Raw genomic sequence first — 13,734 nt, forward strand, 5'->3', positions numbered from 1 at the left:
GTTGTATCTTGCCAGTCAATAATAACTTCTCACTTTTCTTGTCATATGTCTAAATCATTCTTTGCCGGCCGCGTGGCGCTTTCGGCGGCGATGCTGGCCTTGGTCGCCGGTGGGGCGCAGGCCCAAACCAAAATCAAAACCAAGTCCAGCAGCCAGGGCAAGCAGAAAGTGGTGGTATCCACCATGGGGCAGTCGGGCGTGGGCATCACGTTGGCCAACCTGGATAAATCGGTGCCGCCCTGCGACGATTTCTTCCAATTCGCCAACGGCAACTGGCTGAAAAACAATCCCATTCCGGCCTCCGAAACCGGCTGGGGCGGCTTCAACCAGCTGCGCAACCGCAACCGCGACGTAGCCCGGGGCATTCTGGAGAAAGTAGCTGCCGACCGCACGGCCAAGCCCGGGACGAACGCGCAGAAGGTGGGCGACTTCTACGCCTCCGCCATGGACAGCATGGCTGTGGAACGCGCCGGCCTGAAATACCTGCAGCCCCGCCTGGATAAGATTAACGCCATTCAGGATGTGGCCGGCGTGCAGCGCTACCTGGCCGACCCCAAGAACGTGGGCAAGGGCTGGTATGGCTTTGGCGTGGGCCAGGACAGCAAGAACAGTACCCTGTATGCCGTGCAGGTGCGCCAGGGCGGCCTGACCCTGGCCGACCGCGACTATTACCTCAAGGACGATACCCGCTCGAAAACCATTCGGGCGGCTTACCGCACCTACCAGGTCAACCTGTTTAAAATGCTGGGTGATGACCAGGCCACGGCGGAGAAAAACGCCGATGCCGTAACGCGCATCGAAACCCGCATGGCCAAAGCCAGCCGCGACCGCGTGGCCCTGCGCGACCGCGAAAGCAACTACAACAAGATGACCGTGGCCCAGGCCACCGCCGCCTACCCCAACCTGGACTTTCCGCTGCGCCTGAAGGAAAGCGGCCTGAGTGGGGCCAAGGACATCATTGTGGGCCAGCCCGACTACCTGAAGGAGGCCAACGCCATGATAAAGGACGAGCCCATTGCCGACCAGAAGCAGTACCTGCGCTGGCACCTGGTGGAAAGCGTGACGTCGGCCCTGCCCAAGGCCTATGTAGACGAGGCTTTCCGCTTTTCGCAGGTGATTAGCGGCGCCAAGGTGCCGCAGGCCCGCTGGAAGCGCGCCTTTGCCGCCACCGATGGTGCGCTGGGCGAAGCCTTCGGCCAGCTCTACGTGGACCAGGACTTTAGCCCTGCCGCCAAGGCCCGCGCCAAGCAAATGGTGGAAAACATGCGCATGGCCTACGCCGAGCGCATTCAAGCCACCGAGTGGATGAGCGCCGCCACCAAGGCCGAGGCCCTGAAAAAGCTCAACGCCTTCGTGGTAAAAATTGGCTACCCCGACAAGTGGAAGGACTATTCCAAGCTGAATATCAGCCGCGAAAGCGCCCTGAACAACCTGTTCGCGGTGTCCGAATTCAACACCTACGACAACTTGGGCCACTTTGGTCAGCCCGTGGACCGGACGGTGTGGGGCATGACGCCGCCCACGGTGAATGCTTACTACAACGCCAGCCTGAATGAGATTGTGTTTCCGGCCGGCATCCTGCAATCGCCGTTCTACGACCCCAAGGCCGACGACGCGGTGAACTACGGCGGCATTGGCGCCGTAATCGGTCACGAAATGACCCACGGCTTCGACGACCAGGGCCGGAAAGTGGACTCGGAAGGCAACCTGCGCGACTGGTGGACCAAGGAAGACGGCGAGAAGTTCATGGCCAAGGCCGATGTGGTGGGCAAGCAATATGACGCTTTCTCGCCCCTCGACTCGGTGCACGTGAACGGCAAGCTCACGATGGGCGAGAACCTCGCCGACCTCGGCGGCCTCACCATTGCCTACGCGGCCTTCATGAAAACGCCCCAGGCCAAGGCCAACAAGATGATTGACGGCTTCACGCCCGAGCAGCGCTTCTTCCTGAGCTGGGCGCAAATCTGGCGCATCAACCAGCGCCCCGAAACCACCCGCCAGCTTGTGCAAACCGACCCGCACTCGCCCGGCCAGTTCCGCACCATTGGGCCGTTGCAGAACTTCCCGGAGTTCCAAAAGGCGTTCGACTGCAAAGACGGCGACAAAATGGTACGCTCTGCCGCCAACCGCGCCAAAATCTGGTAAGGAAGTAGCCGACTTTTAACGGTTTGAGAGGAAGAACAAGGGAGGGCAGCAGCCATGCTACTCCTTTGTTCTTCCTTTTTTTTGGTCATTTTTCATTGGTACTGGATAATTGCTTACCTTGGCGGTGTTAATGGTTTTGTCCTTTTTTTTCATTGTATGAATCAACTTTACATTTTGCGGTGCACTGCTCTTTCGGCGGCAATGCTTGGGCTGATGGCTGGCACAGTCCAGGCCCAGACCAAAATTAAAACCAAGTCCAGCGGTGTGGGCAAGCAGAAAGTGGTGGTATCCACCATGGGGCAGTCGGGCAAGGGCATCGCACTGGCCAATCTGGACAAGTCGGTGCCGCCCTGCGACGACTTCTATCGGTACGCCTCGGGTACGTGGTTGAAAAACAACCCCATTCCAGCGGCGGAATCGAGCTGGGGCGCGGGCAGCGTGCTGGCCAAAAGCAACCGGGCCATTTCGCTCCGCATTTTGAACCAGGCAGCGGCCAACCGCACGGCCAAGCCGGGCTCGAACGCCCAGAAGGTGGGCGACTTCTACGCTTCGGCCATGGATTCGGCGGCCATCGAAGCGGCCGGGCTGAAATACCTGCAGCCGCACCTCGATAAGATTGAGGCCGTGCAAGATATGGCCGGCATGCAGCGCCTGCTCGCCGACCCCAAGAGCCACCTGGGCAACGCATGGTATTCGTTTGGAGTCATTCAGGACCTGAAGCAGAATGACGTGTACATGGCCTTTTTCAGCCAGAGCGGGCTGGGACTGCCCGACCGCGACTACTACCTGAAAGAGGACGGCCGTTCGAAGGCCATTCGGGCAGCGTACCAAACGTACCTGACGAATACCTTTAAAATGCTGGGCGACAGCCCCGCCACTGCCGAAAAGAATGCCGCCACCGTGCAGCGCCTCGAAACCCGCCTGGCGCAGGCCAGCCGCACCCGCGTGGCCATGCGCGACATTCCGGCGCTGTATAACAAGCGCACCGTGGCCCAGCTCACCGCGGAATACCCCAACCTGAACTTTTCGCAACAGCTGAAAATGGATGGCTTGAGCGCGGCCCAGGACCTCGTGATTGGCCAGCCTGAGTTTGCCAAGGAGCTGAATACCATGTTGGGCAGCGAGCCCCTGGCCGACCAGAAAACGTACCTGCGCTGGCACCTGGTCACCTCCGCTACATCGGCGCTGCCCAAAGCGTATGTCGACGAGGCTTTTCGCTTTTCGCAGACGCTGAGCGGGGCCAAGCAACAGCTACCCCGTACGCGGCGGGCCCTGGCCGCCACCGATGGTGCCCTGGGCGAGGCCTTCGGCCAGCTGTACGTGGACGAGGCCTTTCCGCCCGCAGCCAAAGCCCGGGCCAAGGCGCTGGTCGAAAACCTGCGCGCGGCCTATGCCGAGCGCATTCAGGCCACGGAATGGATGAGTACCCCAACCAAAGCGGCGGCCCTGAAAAAACTCAACGCCTTCGTGGTAAAGATTGGCTACCCAGATAAGTGGAAGGACTATTCAACGCTCACGGTCAGCCGCGAGAGCTACCTGAACAATATGTTTGCGGCCAATGAGTTTGCCAATCAGGAGAACCTGAACAAGTACGGCAAGCCGGTAGACCGCACGGAATGGACCATGACGCCGCCCACGGTGAATGCCTACTACAATCCATTGCTGAATGAGATTGTGTTCCCGGCCGGTATCCTGCAGCCACCCTTTTTCGACGCGCAGGCCGACGATGCGGTGAACTACGGCGGCATCGGTTCGGTGATTGGCCACGAAATGACCCATGGCTTCGATGACCAGGGCCGGCAGTTTGACGCCAGCGGCAACCTGCGCGACTGGTGGACCAAGGAAGATGGCGAGAAGTTTATGGCTAAAGCCGATGTGGTGGGCAAGCAGTTCGACGCTTTTTCGCCTCTCGATTCGGTGCACGTGAACGGCAAACTAACCATGGGCGAAAACCTGGCCGACCTCGGCGGCCTCACCATTGCCTACGCGGCCTTTATGAAAACCCCGCAGGCCAAGGCCGGAAAGTCCATCGACGGCTTCACGCCCGAGCAGCGCTTCTTTTTGGCCTATGGCCAGATATGGCGTCGAAACCAGCGTCCCGAATCCCTGCGCCAGCAAGTTCAGACCGACCCGCACTCGCCCAGCCAGTACCGCACCATCGGCCCGCTGCAGAATATGCCGGAGTTTCATAAGGCCTTCAACTGCAAGGAAGGCGACAAGATGGTACGCTCGGCAACGGCGCGTGCCAAAATCTGGTAAGGTCTTTGCAGATATTTGTGTGAATCACGCACGGAAAACTGTTTCCGCGCCCGATACGAGAAGGTCCGCTCCCCCTGGGGGCGGGCCTTTTTAATTGCCCGGGCTCAAAAGTTTACGATTGCAGTTGCCGTGATTTGCGCAGTGCGCTAGCTTTGGGGCCGTTCCGTCATTCAGGCCCTATGCATCACCTCGTATACTCCAGTACTGCCAGCCTTGGCCTCACCGAAGCCGAGCTGCAACGACAATTGGGCCACTGGCGCAGCACCAACGCCAGCCTCAACATCACCGGCCTGCTGCTTTTCAGCACCGAGGGCAATATTATGCAGGTGCTGGAGGGCGATGCCACGGTGGTGCATCAGCTCTACACCGTGATTGCCGCCGATGTCCGGCACCGCAACGTGGTGAAGCTGGCCGATGGCCCCGTACCCAGCCGGGCCTTTGCCGACTGGTCGATGCAGTTTCGCCGCGTTGCGCCGGCCGATTTCTCGCGCCTTACACTCCGGCCCGATGCCACGCCGGAGCACATCCGCAACCTTCTGCCGCTGCTCGAAGCTTTCATGGCCGAGGAGCCGCTGAGGGGAGTGTAGTGCGAAGCGCCGCTTCGCACCTACTTCACTTCCACTTTTATGGTGATGTCCTTCACCGGCCACTTATCGGACTCCACGGGCTCGTTGGCAATTCGGTCCACCACATCCTGGCCCTCAATCACTTCGCCAAAAACCGTGTACTGGCCATCGAGCGAGGGCACGCCGCCCACGGTGGCGTAGGCTTGCACCTGGGCGGGCGTGAGCTTGCGCCCGGCCATGGCCTGCGACTGGAAAGGGACCATTTTTTCGCCCACCACAAAGTAAAAATCGGTATTGGAGGACAGCCGGCCGGGGTTCTGCTCGTCATCGTAGCGGGCCATGCCCAGCGCGCCCTTGTGGTGGAAGTGCGCGGTGCTGATTTCCGGCGGCAGGCGGTAGCGCTTCAGCCGAATGGTGCGCGCGCCATAGGTCTGGCCGCCCTGCACGGCAAAATCCTTCACCACGCGGTTGAACATGGTTTCGTCGAACACGCCCTTGCGGGCCAGCAGCAGGAAGTTGGCCTTGTGAATGGGCGTATCGTCGTACAGCCGCACCCGAATGTTGCCCAGGCGTGTGTGCACCAGAACTTCGGAGCCGGGGTACTGGCGGCCATAGGCCAGCAGCGCGGCCGGCGCGGTACTGTCGGTGAGGGTGGCCAGGTCGGGGCCGGGCACTACGGGCTTGGCGGCGGTGGGCGCGGTGGCGGGCGGAGCCTGGTTGCAGGCGGCCAGCAGGCCCAGGCCAAGCACCAGGCGGCAAGCGACGGAAAAAGATGTAGGCATAGAATCAGGGCCGAAAAGTGGCCCAAGGTAAGACGAGGAGTCGGCCCCGCCGGTTGGGCTCAGGCCCAAAAAAGCCTACGCCGGACTCGTTGCCCTGGTCCGACTGCCCCAGGCGGTCTGACCGGTTGAAGTGAGCACGATTTCGCCCTGACGACAACCGGTCGGACCGGAGCAACGGCTCGCCGTTCGGTATCCGGCCAACAGTTTTGGGGTGAAACAAACGCCAAGCGGGCTTACCACTCCAGGCTGCCGGCCTTTTGCTTGGTTTTTTCGCTGCCAGCCTTGGTTTTGGTTTTCACCTTCAGCTTATCTAAGGGCGCGGTAGGCTTGGTAGTGGCGGCCGGGGCCGGCGCAGCAGGAGCCGGCGAGTCCTCGGCTTCGGCGGCGGGCTCGGTCATGTCCTTGGCCGATTTGATTTCGTCTACGGCTTCCACCTTCTTCACCTTTTGCTGGGCCAGCAGGAGCTGGTCCTGGGCCAGGGTGTTCTTTTTCCAGGCCAAAAATTCAGTGTTCAGCTTTTCTTTTTCCTCCTTGGTGGGCTTGTTGGGCGTCATCATGCCGCCGAGGTCGGGCTTGCCGGCATCCTGCCAGGCCGTGAGCCAGAGCGACGATACCATCGTGGTGGCCTCCTTGATACGGTTGTCAACCATGCCGCCCACTTCTTTTTCGTACTCGGCGGCGAAGGCGTCGGAGTAGCGGCGTGTGGTTTTGCCGTACCTGTGCGAGAACGTGAAGCGCACGTCGGGCTTCATCACTTTCTCAATTTTGCTGGCCCGGTCAAAGGTTTCGCCCAAAAAGCCATAGCTGCTCTGCAGCGTGGTCCAGATGGCGGCTTGCGGGTCTTTGATGTACCTGGCGTTTTCGGCGGTGAGGTTGTAGTCGTTGATGTACTTTTCGGGCAGCTGGCTTTCCCAGAGGCTGTGCAGGCCCTTCTGGTCGGTGAGCTGGCCGTCGTAGTTGATGGTCGTGTGCAGCGGTACAAACGAGTCGCCCACGTAGTGGCTCAGCTCGGCTGAGTACTTCACGATGTTCATCGTGTCGCGCTGGCGGAAGGCCTCGGTCAGGCTGTTCTTCATCTCCAGAATCACCCACGGCACGGTTCCGTACTTCTTGAGCGTATCGGCCGAGAACTTGGCCACGGCTTCGTCGTACTGGCGCGGCATCTTCGCAAATGGGTTACTCTCGGAGTAATGGTCCATGTCGATGTAGTGCTTGGGCGCTTCGGTGGGGTCGTCGTTGCGGCGCTCGTCGGGGGCCGTGCTCAGGCGCACAATTTCGGCCATGTGGCGGAAGTAGAACCCCTGCATGGTGGCCGGCAGCTCGTACACGGCAATCTGCGTGATGGTGCGGTGGCCGAAGAACCCCCAGCCGCTCGCGGTACCGTGGGCCAGGATGAGGGCCGCGAGCAGCAGCGGCAACAACGTTTTTTTCATAGATGCGGGAATGATTACGGGGCCAGGGGTAGTTCCCCTGGCCAAAGTTCGGCACTGGCCACCACATTCAGAAGCCCCGGGGCCGGGCCCTGTTGGCAGGGTGGGGGCGGGCCGTACCTTCGTCGCTCAACCACTCGCCATGAATTTCACGCGCTGCTCGTTTTTAGGCCTGTTTAGCTTGCTGGCCGGCCCGGTGGCCGCCCAGGTATTCACCATTCCGCCGGGGGCCTACCGCACGGCGGCGGCCTACCACCGCAAGCAGCCCCAGCCCGCCGGCATCAATGCCTTTTACCCCGACAAGCGCGGCCAGCTGGTGGTGGTGGTGCCGCGCGGCCCCAAAACCGCGAAGCTGCGCGTGGCCCCCGACAGCGTGTGGGGCTACGTATCGGGCAAGGGCCGCACCTCCCGCCTGTTCCGCAACGAAGAATACCGCCTCGAGCACGCCGACACCCTGTGCGTGTACACCCAGAGCTCGACCACCGTGAATGGGGCCCTGGGCGGTGCCAACGGCGACAACACGCGCTACTTCTTCAGTCGGGGCCTCACCGGCCTTGTTTTCCCCCTCACCACGCGCTACCTGCGCGAAGCCTACGAAGCCAGCAACCCTAACTTCGTGGCCGCCGCCAGCAAGCTGCGAATCGACCAGAGCCTGGTCGATTTCGACCGCAAAACCGGCCTGTTTCGCGTAACCACGCTGTACCGCGACGCGGCTGACAAGTAGGGTGCGGGGCTTGCCCCCGCCCGCCGTTAAACGATACCCGTTGTAGGTCGTGCAACAACGGGCGGGGGCAAGCCCCGTACCCTACTTCTACTCCTGCCGGTAGGCCACGCCGGCCTTCATCACGAACGTTGGCCGCATCAGGGCCGAAATGTCCTGCAGCGGGTCGCCGTCCAGGGCCACGATGTCGGCCATTTTGCCGGTTTCAATGGTGCCGAGGTCGGTGGTTTCGCCCAGCAGCTCGGCCGCGTTGAGGGTGGCCGTGCGAATGGCATCGAGCGGGCTCATACCGGCCTCCGTCATGTAGCCAAACTCCCGGGCGTTCTGGCCGTGGCGGAACACGCCGGCATCGGTGCCAAATGCCACCCGCACCCCAGCCTTGGTGGCACGAGTGAAGGTGCCCTGCATCTTGGTGCCTACATCGAGGGCTTTGCGGGCGATAACGGGCGGAAAATAGCCGGGCCGCAGTCGGGCGGTGTCGGCCACCGACTTGCCGGCGATGAGCGTGGGCACATACCAGGTGCGGGTTTTAGCCATGAGCTTGATGGCTTCGTCGTCCATCAGCGAGCCGTGGTCGATGCTGGTCACGCCGGCCCGCACGGCTCGCTTGATGCCTTCGGCGCCGTGGGCGTGGCAGGCCACGCGCATGCCCAGGTCCTTGGCCGTTTCCACTATCGCCTTTATTTCTTCCTCGGAGTACTGCGCGCCGGTGCCGTCCTTGCTCAGGTCGAGCACGCCGCCGGTGCTGGCGATTTTGATGAGGTCGGCCCCGCGCTTAAACTGCTCACGCACGGCCTGCCGGCACTGGTCGGGGCCATTGGCCAGGTTGATGGGGTGGCCGGCCTTGGCAATCTGGTCTTCGCTGAGGCCATCGGTTTCGTCCATGTGCCCGCCGGTGGCCGAGATGGCCATGCCCGCCGACACGATGCGCGGGCCGGGCACCAAGCCCTGGGCCACGGCATTGCGCAGGCTGGTGTTCACCCCCGAGCCGCCACAGTCGCGCACCGTGGTGAAGCCGGCCCGCAGCGTGGTGAGGGCGTTGCCCTGGGCGCGGAAAGCCACATCGGCCGGGTTCAGCGTAAAACCTTCGCGGAAGCTGTTGCGGCTGGGTGTCGATTCGAGGTGCACGTGGCAGTCGATGAGGCCGGGCAGCACGGTGCGGTTTTCCAGGTTGATGACCTTATCCTGCGGGCCGGAGGCGGCGGTGTAGCCGCTTTGCACGCCCGTAATCCGGTCGCGCTCAACCACAATCGTTTGCTGGGCCAACAGCTTGCCGCTGCGCACATCCAGCAGGTGGCCGCAGTGCAGATAGGTTTTCTGGGCGAAGGCGGCCGGGGCGGCCAGCAAAAACACGGCCGTGGCCAAAGCAGGAATAGATTTGCGCATCATACGTTTGTGTGAATGAACCGCCAAGGTAAGTGGTGAGGGGGGGAAATGGTGAGGGATGCAGGTATACTTTTCGCCAGCCCGAACCGCTTCAACCAACCGTCCCTTACCTCTTGCCTTCAGCACTCACACCTCACCATTTTATCCCCTCACCCCATGACTACGCAAGAAGAATTCGACGCCGCCAGCCAGCGCGCCCAGCAGCTGCCCAGCAAGCCCTCCAACATGGTGCTGCTCCAACTCTACGCCCTCTACAAGCAGGCCACCGATGGCGACCTGACCGGCGACCGCCCCGGCGGCTTCGACTTCAAAGCCATTGCCAAATACGATGCCTGGAACGGCCTGAAAGGCACCAGCAAGGAAGCCGCCCGCCAGCAATACGTGGAGTTGGTGAGCGAGCTGGCGGGGTAGAATAGGGTAGGAGGGTGTGGGGGTAGGAGGGCATGAGGTAAAACGACGGCCGCCAACTCCTACCCTCCTACCCCCACACCCACTTACCCTAAAAACATGGACATCTCCCGCAAAAAGCCGCCGTATCCCATCACGCCGGCCCTGCGCCAGTACCTGCGAGCCTACGACCGCGAAGCCCTGCTGCCCGTGGCCTACGCCGATTTGCGGCAGTTCACGGGCTCGTTTCCGCTGCTGGACCGGGCGGGTAAGGACACGCTCTGGCAAACCGTGTTCTTTGAGCCCCAGACGCTACGCGAGCTCAGCCAGGGGCTCACGGAGGTATATGCGCTGCTGAAAACGGCCGGCGACCTGTCGTTCTCCGAACAGCTCGTGGCCGACCGCATCGACTACTGCGAGTTTGGCAACTCGCGGCCTTTTCGGGTTCGCATCGTGAACCAGCTCAACGACAACTACGACTACTTCTACGTGAAGCAGGCCGATGCTTCGCGCCTCTACGGCCTGGAGCTGGAGCACCTGCTCTCGCCCAACTCGATGAACTTCCTGGTGAGCGGCGACACGCTCATTGAGGAGCATATTGTGGGCATTCCGGGCGATGATTTTATCCGCAAAAACCTCAGCCAGCCCCATCTCAACCAGGTGCGCCTGGCCAAGGAGTTTGTGAAGTTCAACGAGCGCTGCTTCGTGCGGCTGCTGGGCGATATGCGCGCCTATAACTACGTGATTGCGGTGACGCCCGATTTCGAAAACGAGCAGTACCGCGTCAAGGCCATCGACTTCGACCAGCAGAGCTACGAGGGCCGCCGCGCCATGTACCTGCCCCAGTTTTTTAAGGACAATGCCGCCGTGGTGGCCATGTGCGCCCGCCACCTCAAGCCCGAAAACGTGCGCCAGTACCAGACCGAGGAGCGCGCCCTCATGGCCCGCCGTGCCCGCGCCGAGCGCCACCGCCTGCGCGACCTGCTGGCCGCCATGCGCCGTCACGAGTTGGCTCCGCCCGAAAAAGTAACCCAACTCAAGGCCGAGCTCAACCGCTACCACTACACCGACGCCTTCGACCAGTGCGACTCGATGGGCGACATTGTGCGCCAGAACCTGTGGCTGATGCTGGGGGCCAGCGGCGCGTTGCGGGCCGCCGGGTAGGGGGCAGTGTTTAAAGTAAATACCCGCTGCCGAGTTGTGGAACTAGGGCGAAAACCCAATTGGCATTCGCCTAACGAAAAAGCCCGCTGGCCAATTGACCAGCGGGCTTTTTCGTTAGGCGAATGCCGGATTACACGGCCGGCTTGGGAGCGGGCAGGTCAAACGCCGTAGCGTCGTGCTCAAAGTGACCTTTGTGCGAGCCGTCGCAGAAAGGCTTCTGCTTGGACAGCCCGCAGCGGCAGATGCTGATGCGCTCACGGCCGCCGAGGCCGTAGGGCTGGCCCTGGGCATCCACGAGTTCGATATTTTCGCCCTCTACGCGGAGGGAGCCATTGGAAAGGACGGTAAGTTTCATTTTAGGAGGGTTGAGTTTTGAGGGTTGAATGTTGAGTTATGGAAAATAGAAGGGTTGGGTTTTGGGGGTTGAATGTTGTTTTTTATGTTCTATGACTCAACATTCAACCCTCAAAACTCAACCCTTCTCACAGCGCCTTTCGCATTACGTAGTCGTTCATGAAATAGGGGCCAATCGGCACATCTACTTCGCGCTGGCGCACAAAGCCGCGCCGCTCGTAGAAGGCAATGGCGGGGTTGTAGCGGTTCACGTTCAGGTCCAGGAACTGGCCGCCGGCGGTGCGGGCGGCGTTTTCCACGGCCTCGATGAGGTGCACGCCCAGGCCCTGGCCCTGGCGCGTGGGGAGTACATAAATCTTGTGCAGCTTGTAGCCGGGGCCGCTGCCGTCCTCGGCCGGCAGGGGGCCGAAGGAGGCAAAGCCGGCGGGCTCGCCCTCCACCTGGGCCAGTAGAAAAACGTGCTGCTGCTCGCTCATCTGCCGTTTCAGGGCAGCCGGCGAGTATATCACCCGGTACATATATTCCAGCTGCTCCTCCGAAATGATGAAGCGGTAGGTAGGCTCCCAGGTAGCCTCGGCCAGTTGAATAATGGTCGGAATATCGTTGAGCGTGGCGGGCTCAATGCGCGGCGGCGCGGTAGGGGCGTCAGAAGTCATAAGCAGTAAAACACGAAATTGGGGCGAAAAAACCGAAACCCACCTGCCTCCGGGCATACGGTTGGCCCGTTCCTTGCGTTTAGGCCCGCAATAAGTTGTTTTTCTACGTTCTGTTCCATGAAATCTGCATTCATCATTCTGCTGGCTGCCCTGCCATTCGCTGCCGCCGCCCAAACCACTCAGGCCGAGCTGCTGCGGCGCGGCGAGCTCACCGGCACCCGGCCCAGCGCCCGCAGCCAGGCCCGGCAAACTGCCCCCCGCCCCGCCAATACCGCTTCCGACCCCGTGCAGCAGCACCTGCTGCAAACCGACGTGAACCTGGCCCAGGCCAGCGCCGACCAGCTCCCCAGCCTCTACGAGCGGTTCATCGCCACTACCCGCGACGAGCGCCGCCAGTGGACCTACCCGCAGTGGGATGCCGCCGGCCAGGTGCTGGCCCGCCTCAACCAGCGCTACGAGCAGGTGCGCACCACCCTGCCGCTCGAAGAGCGCCTCCGCGTGCGCTCATTTCAGGGCGAGTTTCATACCCTGCGCGGGGCCCGGCAAGTGAAGGATAAGCTCGACTAAAAAAGGTCATTCCGACGAAGGAGGAATCAGAGAAAAACTGCTTGAACGGTTTTTCTCTGATTCCTCCTTCGTCGGAATGACAGCTTTCAACTACTGCGCTTGCAGCCACTGCCGGGCATCTTCCTCGTTGGTGAACAGCGAAATCTGGATATGGTCGTGCATGGTGGCCACAAATTCCTGGCTCACAATCTGCGCATCCAGGTTGGGCGACAGGATGTAGGCGATGGCCCGCAGGCCGGCGGCCACGGCCTTGGGCATCCACTCGTATTCGAGCCAGGGCAGGGCTTCGCTCCAGTCGCCGCCGGTATCGCGCTTGTCGTTGAGCACCCGCTGAAGCGCGTACTCCTCCAGCAGGCGCGTACCCTCCAGTACCCCCCGGATTACTTCGGCGGCGGTAAGCTGGCCGTGCCAGCTGATGTAGAGCAGGGAATGGTCCGGAAAAAAATAATATTCGGCCAATGGTGCCCCATAGCAGTCGGCTATGGTGGTCAGGTGAACGGCTTCGGCGGTTAGCATGGCAGATAGGTAGTATTGTATATCAAACATACTACATAATGACGTGCTTAAATCGTTGAGTCAATACGGGCCGCGCTGCTACCTTTGAGGTTCTGCTTTTCTCTCGTTTTTTTTCATTCGTAGCGCATGCACATTGCCATCGTCGGCAACATTGGGGCCGGTAAAACCACGCTGGCCCACAAGTTGGCCCAGCACTTCCGTTGGGAAGTATTTCTGGAAGATGTGGACGACAATCCTTATCTGAAGGATTTTTACCACGACATGCCCCGGTGGGCCTTCCACCTGCAGGTCTATTTCCTCAACGGCCGCTTTCGCCAGACGCAGCACATCAAGGCCCTGCAAAAGGCCGGCAAAGGCATCATTCAGGACCGCACCATCTACGAGGATGCCCACATCTTCGCGGCCAACCTGCACCAGTCGGGCCTGCTCGAAACCCGCGACTACAATAACTACTACGCCCTCTTCGAGTCGATGGTAGACCTGGTGGCCCCGCCCGACTTATTGCTTTACCTGCGCGCCGACCTGCCTAAGCTCATCGGCCAGATTGAGAAGCGCGGCCGCGACTACGAGAACACCATCAGCATCGAGTACCTCAAAAACCTCAACGAGCACTACGAGAAGTGGATTAGCACCTACGACGCCGGCCGCTCCCTCATCGTGGACGTAAACGAGCTCGATTACGTGCGCAACCCCGAGGACCTGGGTACCATCATCGAAAAGATTGATAACACGCTGTTTGGGCTGTTTTAGAAGGCACTATAAGACCGTAAGAATATAAACAGAACGTCATGCTGAGCGCCG

The 13,734-nt window shown here is 61.1% G+C and carries 14 protein-coding genes; 8 read left to right on the plus strand and 6 right to left on the minus strand.

Going from position 1 to position 13,734, the window contains the following annotated elements; all coding sequences use genetic code 11:
- Positions 1-45: 45 nt before the first annotated feature.
- The 3 genes from HBN54_RS18015 to HBN54_RS18025 all read left to right on the plus strand — a co-directional run bounded on the left by HBN54_RS18015 (position 46) and on the right by HBN54_RS18025 (position 4,991).
- Positions 46-2,145: a M13 family metallopeptidase gene (locus tag HBN54_RS18015; protein ID WP_168674623.1), complete on the plus strand. Its 2,100-nt coding sequence runs from the start codon at positions 46-48 to the stop codon at positions 2,143-2,145.
- A 213-nt stretch (positions 2,146-2,358) separates the two neighbouring features.
- Positions 2,359-4,404: a M13 family metallopeptidase gene (locus HBN54_RS18020; protein WP_235955592.1), complete on the plus strand. Its 2,046-nt coding sequence runs from the start codon at positions 2,359-2,361 to the stop codon at positions 4,402-4,404.
- Between the two features lie 179 nt (positions 4,405-4,583).
- Positions 4,584-4,991 (plus strand): BLUF domain-containing protein, encoded by a 408-nt coding sequence (locus tag HBN54_RS18025; protein WP_168674624.1) that lies wholly within the window; start codon positions 4,584-4,586, stop codon positions 4,989-4,991.
- Between the two features lie 20 nt (positions 4,992-5,011).
- Here HBN54_RS18025 and HBN54_RS18030 read toward each other — a convergent pair whose 3' ends face one another.
- Positions 5,012-5,752 (minus strand): peptidylprolyl isomerase, encoded by a 741-nt coding sequence (locus HBN54_RS18030; RefSeq protein ID WP_168674625.1) that lies wholly within the window; start codon positions 5,750-5,752, stop codon positions 5,012-5,014.
- Between the two features lie 233 nt (positions 5,753-5,985).
- On the minus strand, positions 5,986-7,185 hold the full coding sequence (locus HBN54_RS18035; protein ID WP_168674626.1) for a zinc dependent phospholipase C family protein: 1,200 nt from the start codon (positions 7,183-7,185) through the stop codon (positions 5,986-5,988).
- Between the two features lie 139 nt (positions 7,186-7,324).
- Here HBN54_RS18035 and HBN54_RS18040 point away from each other — a divergent pair, with 139 nt between their 5' ends.
- Positions 7,325-7,906 carry a hypothetical protein gene (locus HBN54_RS18040; RefSeq protein WP_168674627.1) on the plus strand — a complete coding sequence of 194 codons (582 nt, stop codon included), beginning with the start codon at positions 7,325-7,327 and terminating at the stop codon, positions 7,904-7,906.
- 87 nt (positions 7,907-7,993) lie between these two features.
- Here the strand turns inward: HBN54_RS18040 and HBN54_RS18045 are convergent, their stop codons facing one another.
- Positions 7,994-9,292 carry a metal-dependent hydrolase family protein gene (locus HBN54_RS18045; RefSeq protein ID WP_317170248.1) on the minus strand — a complete coding sequence of 433 codons (1,299 nt, stop codon included), beginning with the start codon at positions 9,290-9,292 and terminating at the stop codon, positions 7,994-7,996.
- Positions 9,293-9,445: 153 nt separating this feature from the next.
- On the opposite strand from HBN54_RS18045, the gene HBN54_RS18050 reads away from it, so the two are divergent.
- Together HBN54_RS18050 and HBN54_RS18055 are read left to right on the plus strand one after the other, a co-directional pair.
- Positions 9,446-9,700, plus strand: coding sequence for an acyl-CoA-binding protein (locus HBN54_RS18050; RefSeq protein WP_168674628.1), 255 nt, complete (start codon positions 9,446-9,448; stop codon positions 9,698-9,700).
- A gap of 96 nt (positions 9,701-9,796) precedes the next feature.
- Positions 9,797-10,840 (plus strand): hypothetical protein, encoded by a 1,044-nt coding sequence (locus HBN54_RS18055; RefSeq protein WP_168674629.1) that lies wholly within the window; start codon positions 9,797-9,799, stop codon positions 10,838-10,840.
- A gap of 130 nt (positions 10,841-10,970) precedes the next feature.
- On the opposite strand, the gene HBN54_RS18060 is transcribed toward HBN54_RS18055, so the two are convergent.
- Both HBN54_RS18060 and HBN54_RS18065 read right to left on the minus strand, forming a co-directional pair.
- On the minus strand, positions 10,971-11,195 hold the full coding sequence (locus HBN54_RS18060) for a CDGSH iron-sulfur domain-containing protein (protein ID WP_035558496.1): 225 nt from the start codon (positions 11,193-11,195) through the stop codon (positions 10,971-10,973).
- Positions 11,196-11,322: 127 nt separating this feature from the next.
- Positions 11,323-11,850, minus strand: coding sequence for a GNAT family N-acetyltransferase (locus HBN54_RS18065; RefSeq protein ID WP_168674630.1), 528 nt, complete (start codon positions 11,848-11,850; stop codon positions 11,323-11,325).
- 117 nt (positions 11,851-11,967) lie between these two features.
- Between HBN54_RS18065 and HBN54_RS18070 the strand changes: the two genes are divergently transcribed.
- Positions 11,968-12,417, plus strand: coding sequence for a hypothetical protein (locus tag HBN54_RS18070; RefSeq protein ID WP_168674631.1), 450 nt, complete (start codon positions 11,968-11,970; stop codon positions 12,415-12,417).
- 90 nt (positions 12,418-12,507) lie between these two features.
- Here HBN54_RS18070 and HBN54_RS18075 read toward each other — a convergent pair whose 3' ends face one another.
- On the minus strand, positions 12,508-12,933 hold the full coding sequence (locus HBN54_RS18075) for an STAS/SEC14 domain-containing protein (RefSeq protein ID WP_168674632.1): 426 nt from the start codon (positions 12,931-12,933) through the stop codon (positions 12,508-12,510).
- A gap of 126 nt (positions 12,934-13,059) precedes the next feature.
- Here HBN54_RS18075 and HBN54_RS18080 point away from each other — a divergent pair, with 126 nt between their 5' ends.
- On the plus strand, positions 13,060-13,683 hold the full coding sequence (locus HBN54_RS18080) for a deoxynucleoside kinase (RefSeq protein WP_168674633.1): 624 nt from the start codon (positions 13,060-13,062) through the stop codon (positions 13,681-13,683).
- Positions 13,684-13,734: the final 51 nt, after the last annotated feature.

This window comes from Hymenobacter artigasi, assembly GCF_012275535.1.
Classification (GTDB): Bacteria; Bacteroidota; Bacteroidia; order Cytophagales; family Hymenobacteraceae; genus Hymenobacter; species Hymenobacter artigasi.

Coding starts and splice junctions, on each gene's coding strand:
- HBN54_RS18030 (WP_168674625.1), bottom strand. CDS start 5,752: ATGCCTACATCTTTTTCCGTCGCTTGCCGCCTGGTGCTTGGCCTGGGC.
- HBN54_RS18020 (WP_235955592.1), top strand. CDS start 2,359: ATGGCTGGCACAGTCCAGGCCCAGACCAAAATTAAAACCAAGTCCAGC.
- HBN54_RS18080 (WP_168674633.1), top strand. CDS start 13,060: ATGCACATTGCCATCGTCGGCAACATTGGGGCCGGTAAAACCACGCTG.
- HBN54_RS18045 (WP_317170248.1), bottom strand. CDS start 9,292: ATGATGCGCAAATCTATTCCTGCTTTGGCCACGGCCGTGTTTTTGCTG.
- HBN54_RS18060 (WP_035558496.1), bottom strand. CDS start 11,195: ATGAAACTTACCGTCCTTTCCAATGGCTCCCTCCGCGTAGAGGGCGAA.
- HBN54_RS18025 (WP_168674624.1), top strand. CDS start 4,584: ATGCATCACCTCGTATACTCCAGTACTGCCAGCCTTGGCCTCACCGAA.
- HBN54_RS18075 (WP_168674632.1), bottom strand. CDS start 12,933: ATGCTAACCGCCGAAGCCGTTCACCTGACCACCATAGCCGACTGCTAT.
- HBN54_RS18070 (WP_168674631.1), top strand. CDS start 11,968: ATGAAATCTGCATTCATCATTCTGCTGGCTGCCCTGCCATTCGCTGCC.
- HBN54_RS18015 (WP_168674623.1), top strand. CDS start 46: ATGTCTAAATCATTCTTTGCCGGCCGCGTGGCGCTTTCGGCGGCGATG.
- HBN54_RS18055 (WP_168674629.1), top strand. CDS start 9,797: ATGGACATCTCCCGCAAAAAGCCGCCGTATCCCATCACGCCGGCCCTG.
- HBN54_RS18040 (WP_168674627.1), top strand. CDS start 7,325: ATGAATTTCACGCGCTGCTCGTTTTTAGGCCTGTTTAGCTTGCTGGCC.
- HBN54_RS18050 (WP_168674628.1), top strand. CDS start 9,446: ATGACTACGCAAGAAGAATTCGACGCCGCCAGCCAGCGCGCCCAGCAG.
- HBN54_RS18065 (WP_168674630.1), bottom strand. CDS start 11,850: ATGACTTCTGACGCCCCTACCGCGCCGCCGCGCATTGAGCCCGCCACG.
- HBN54_RS18035 (WP_168674626.1), bottom strand. CDS start 7,185: ATGAAAAAAACGTTGTTGCCGCTGCTGCTCGCGGCCCTCATCCTGGCC.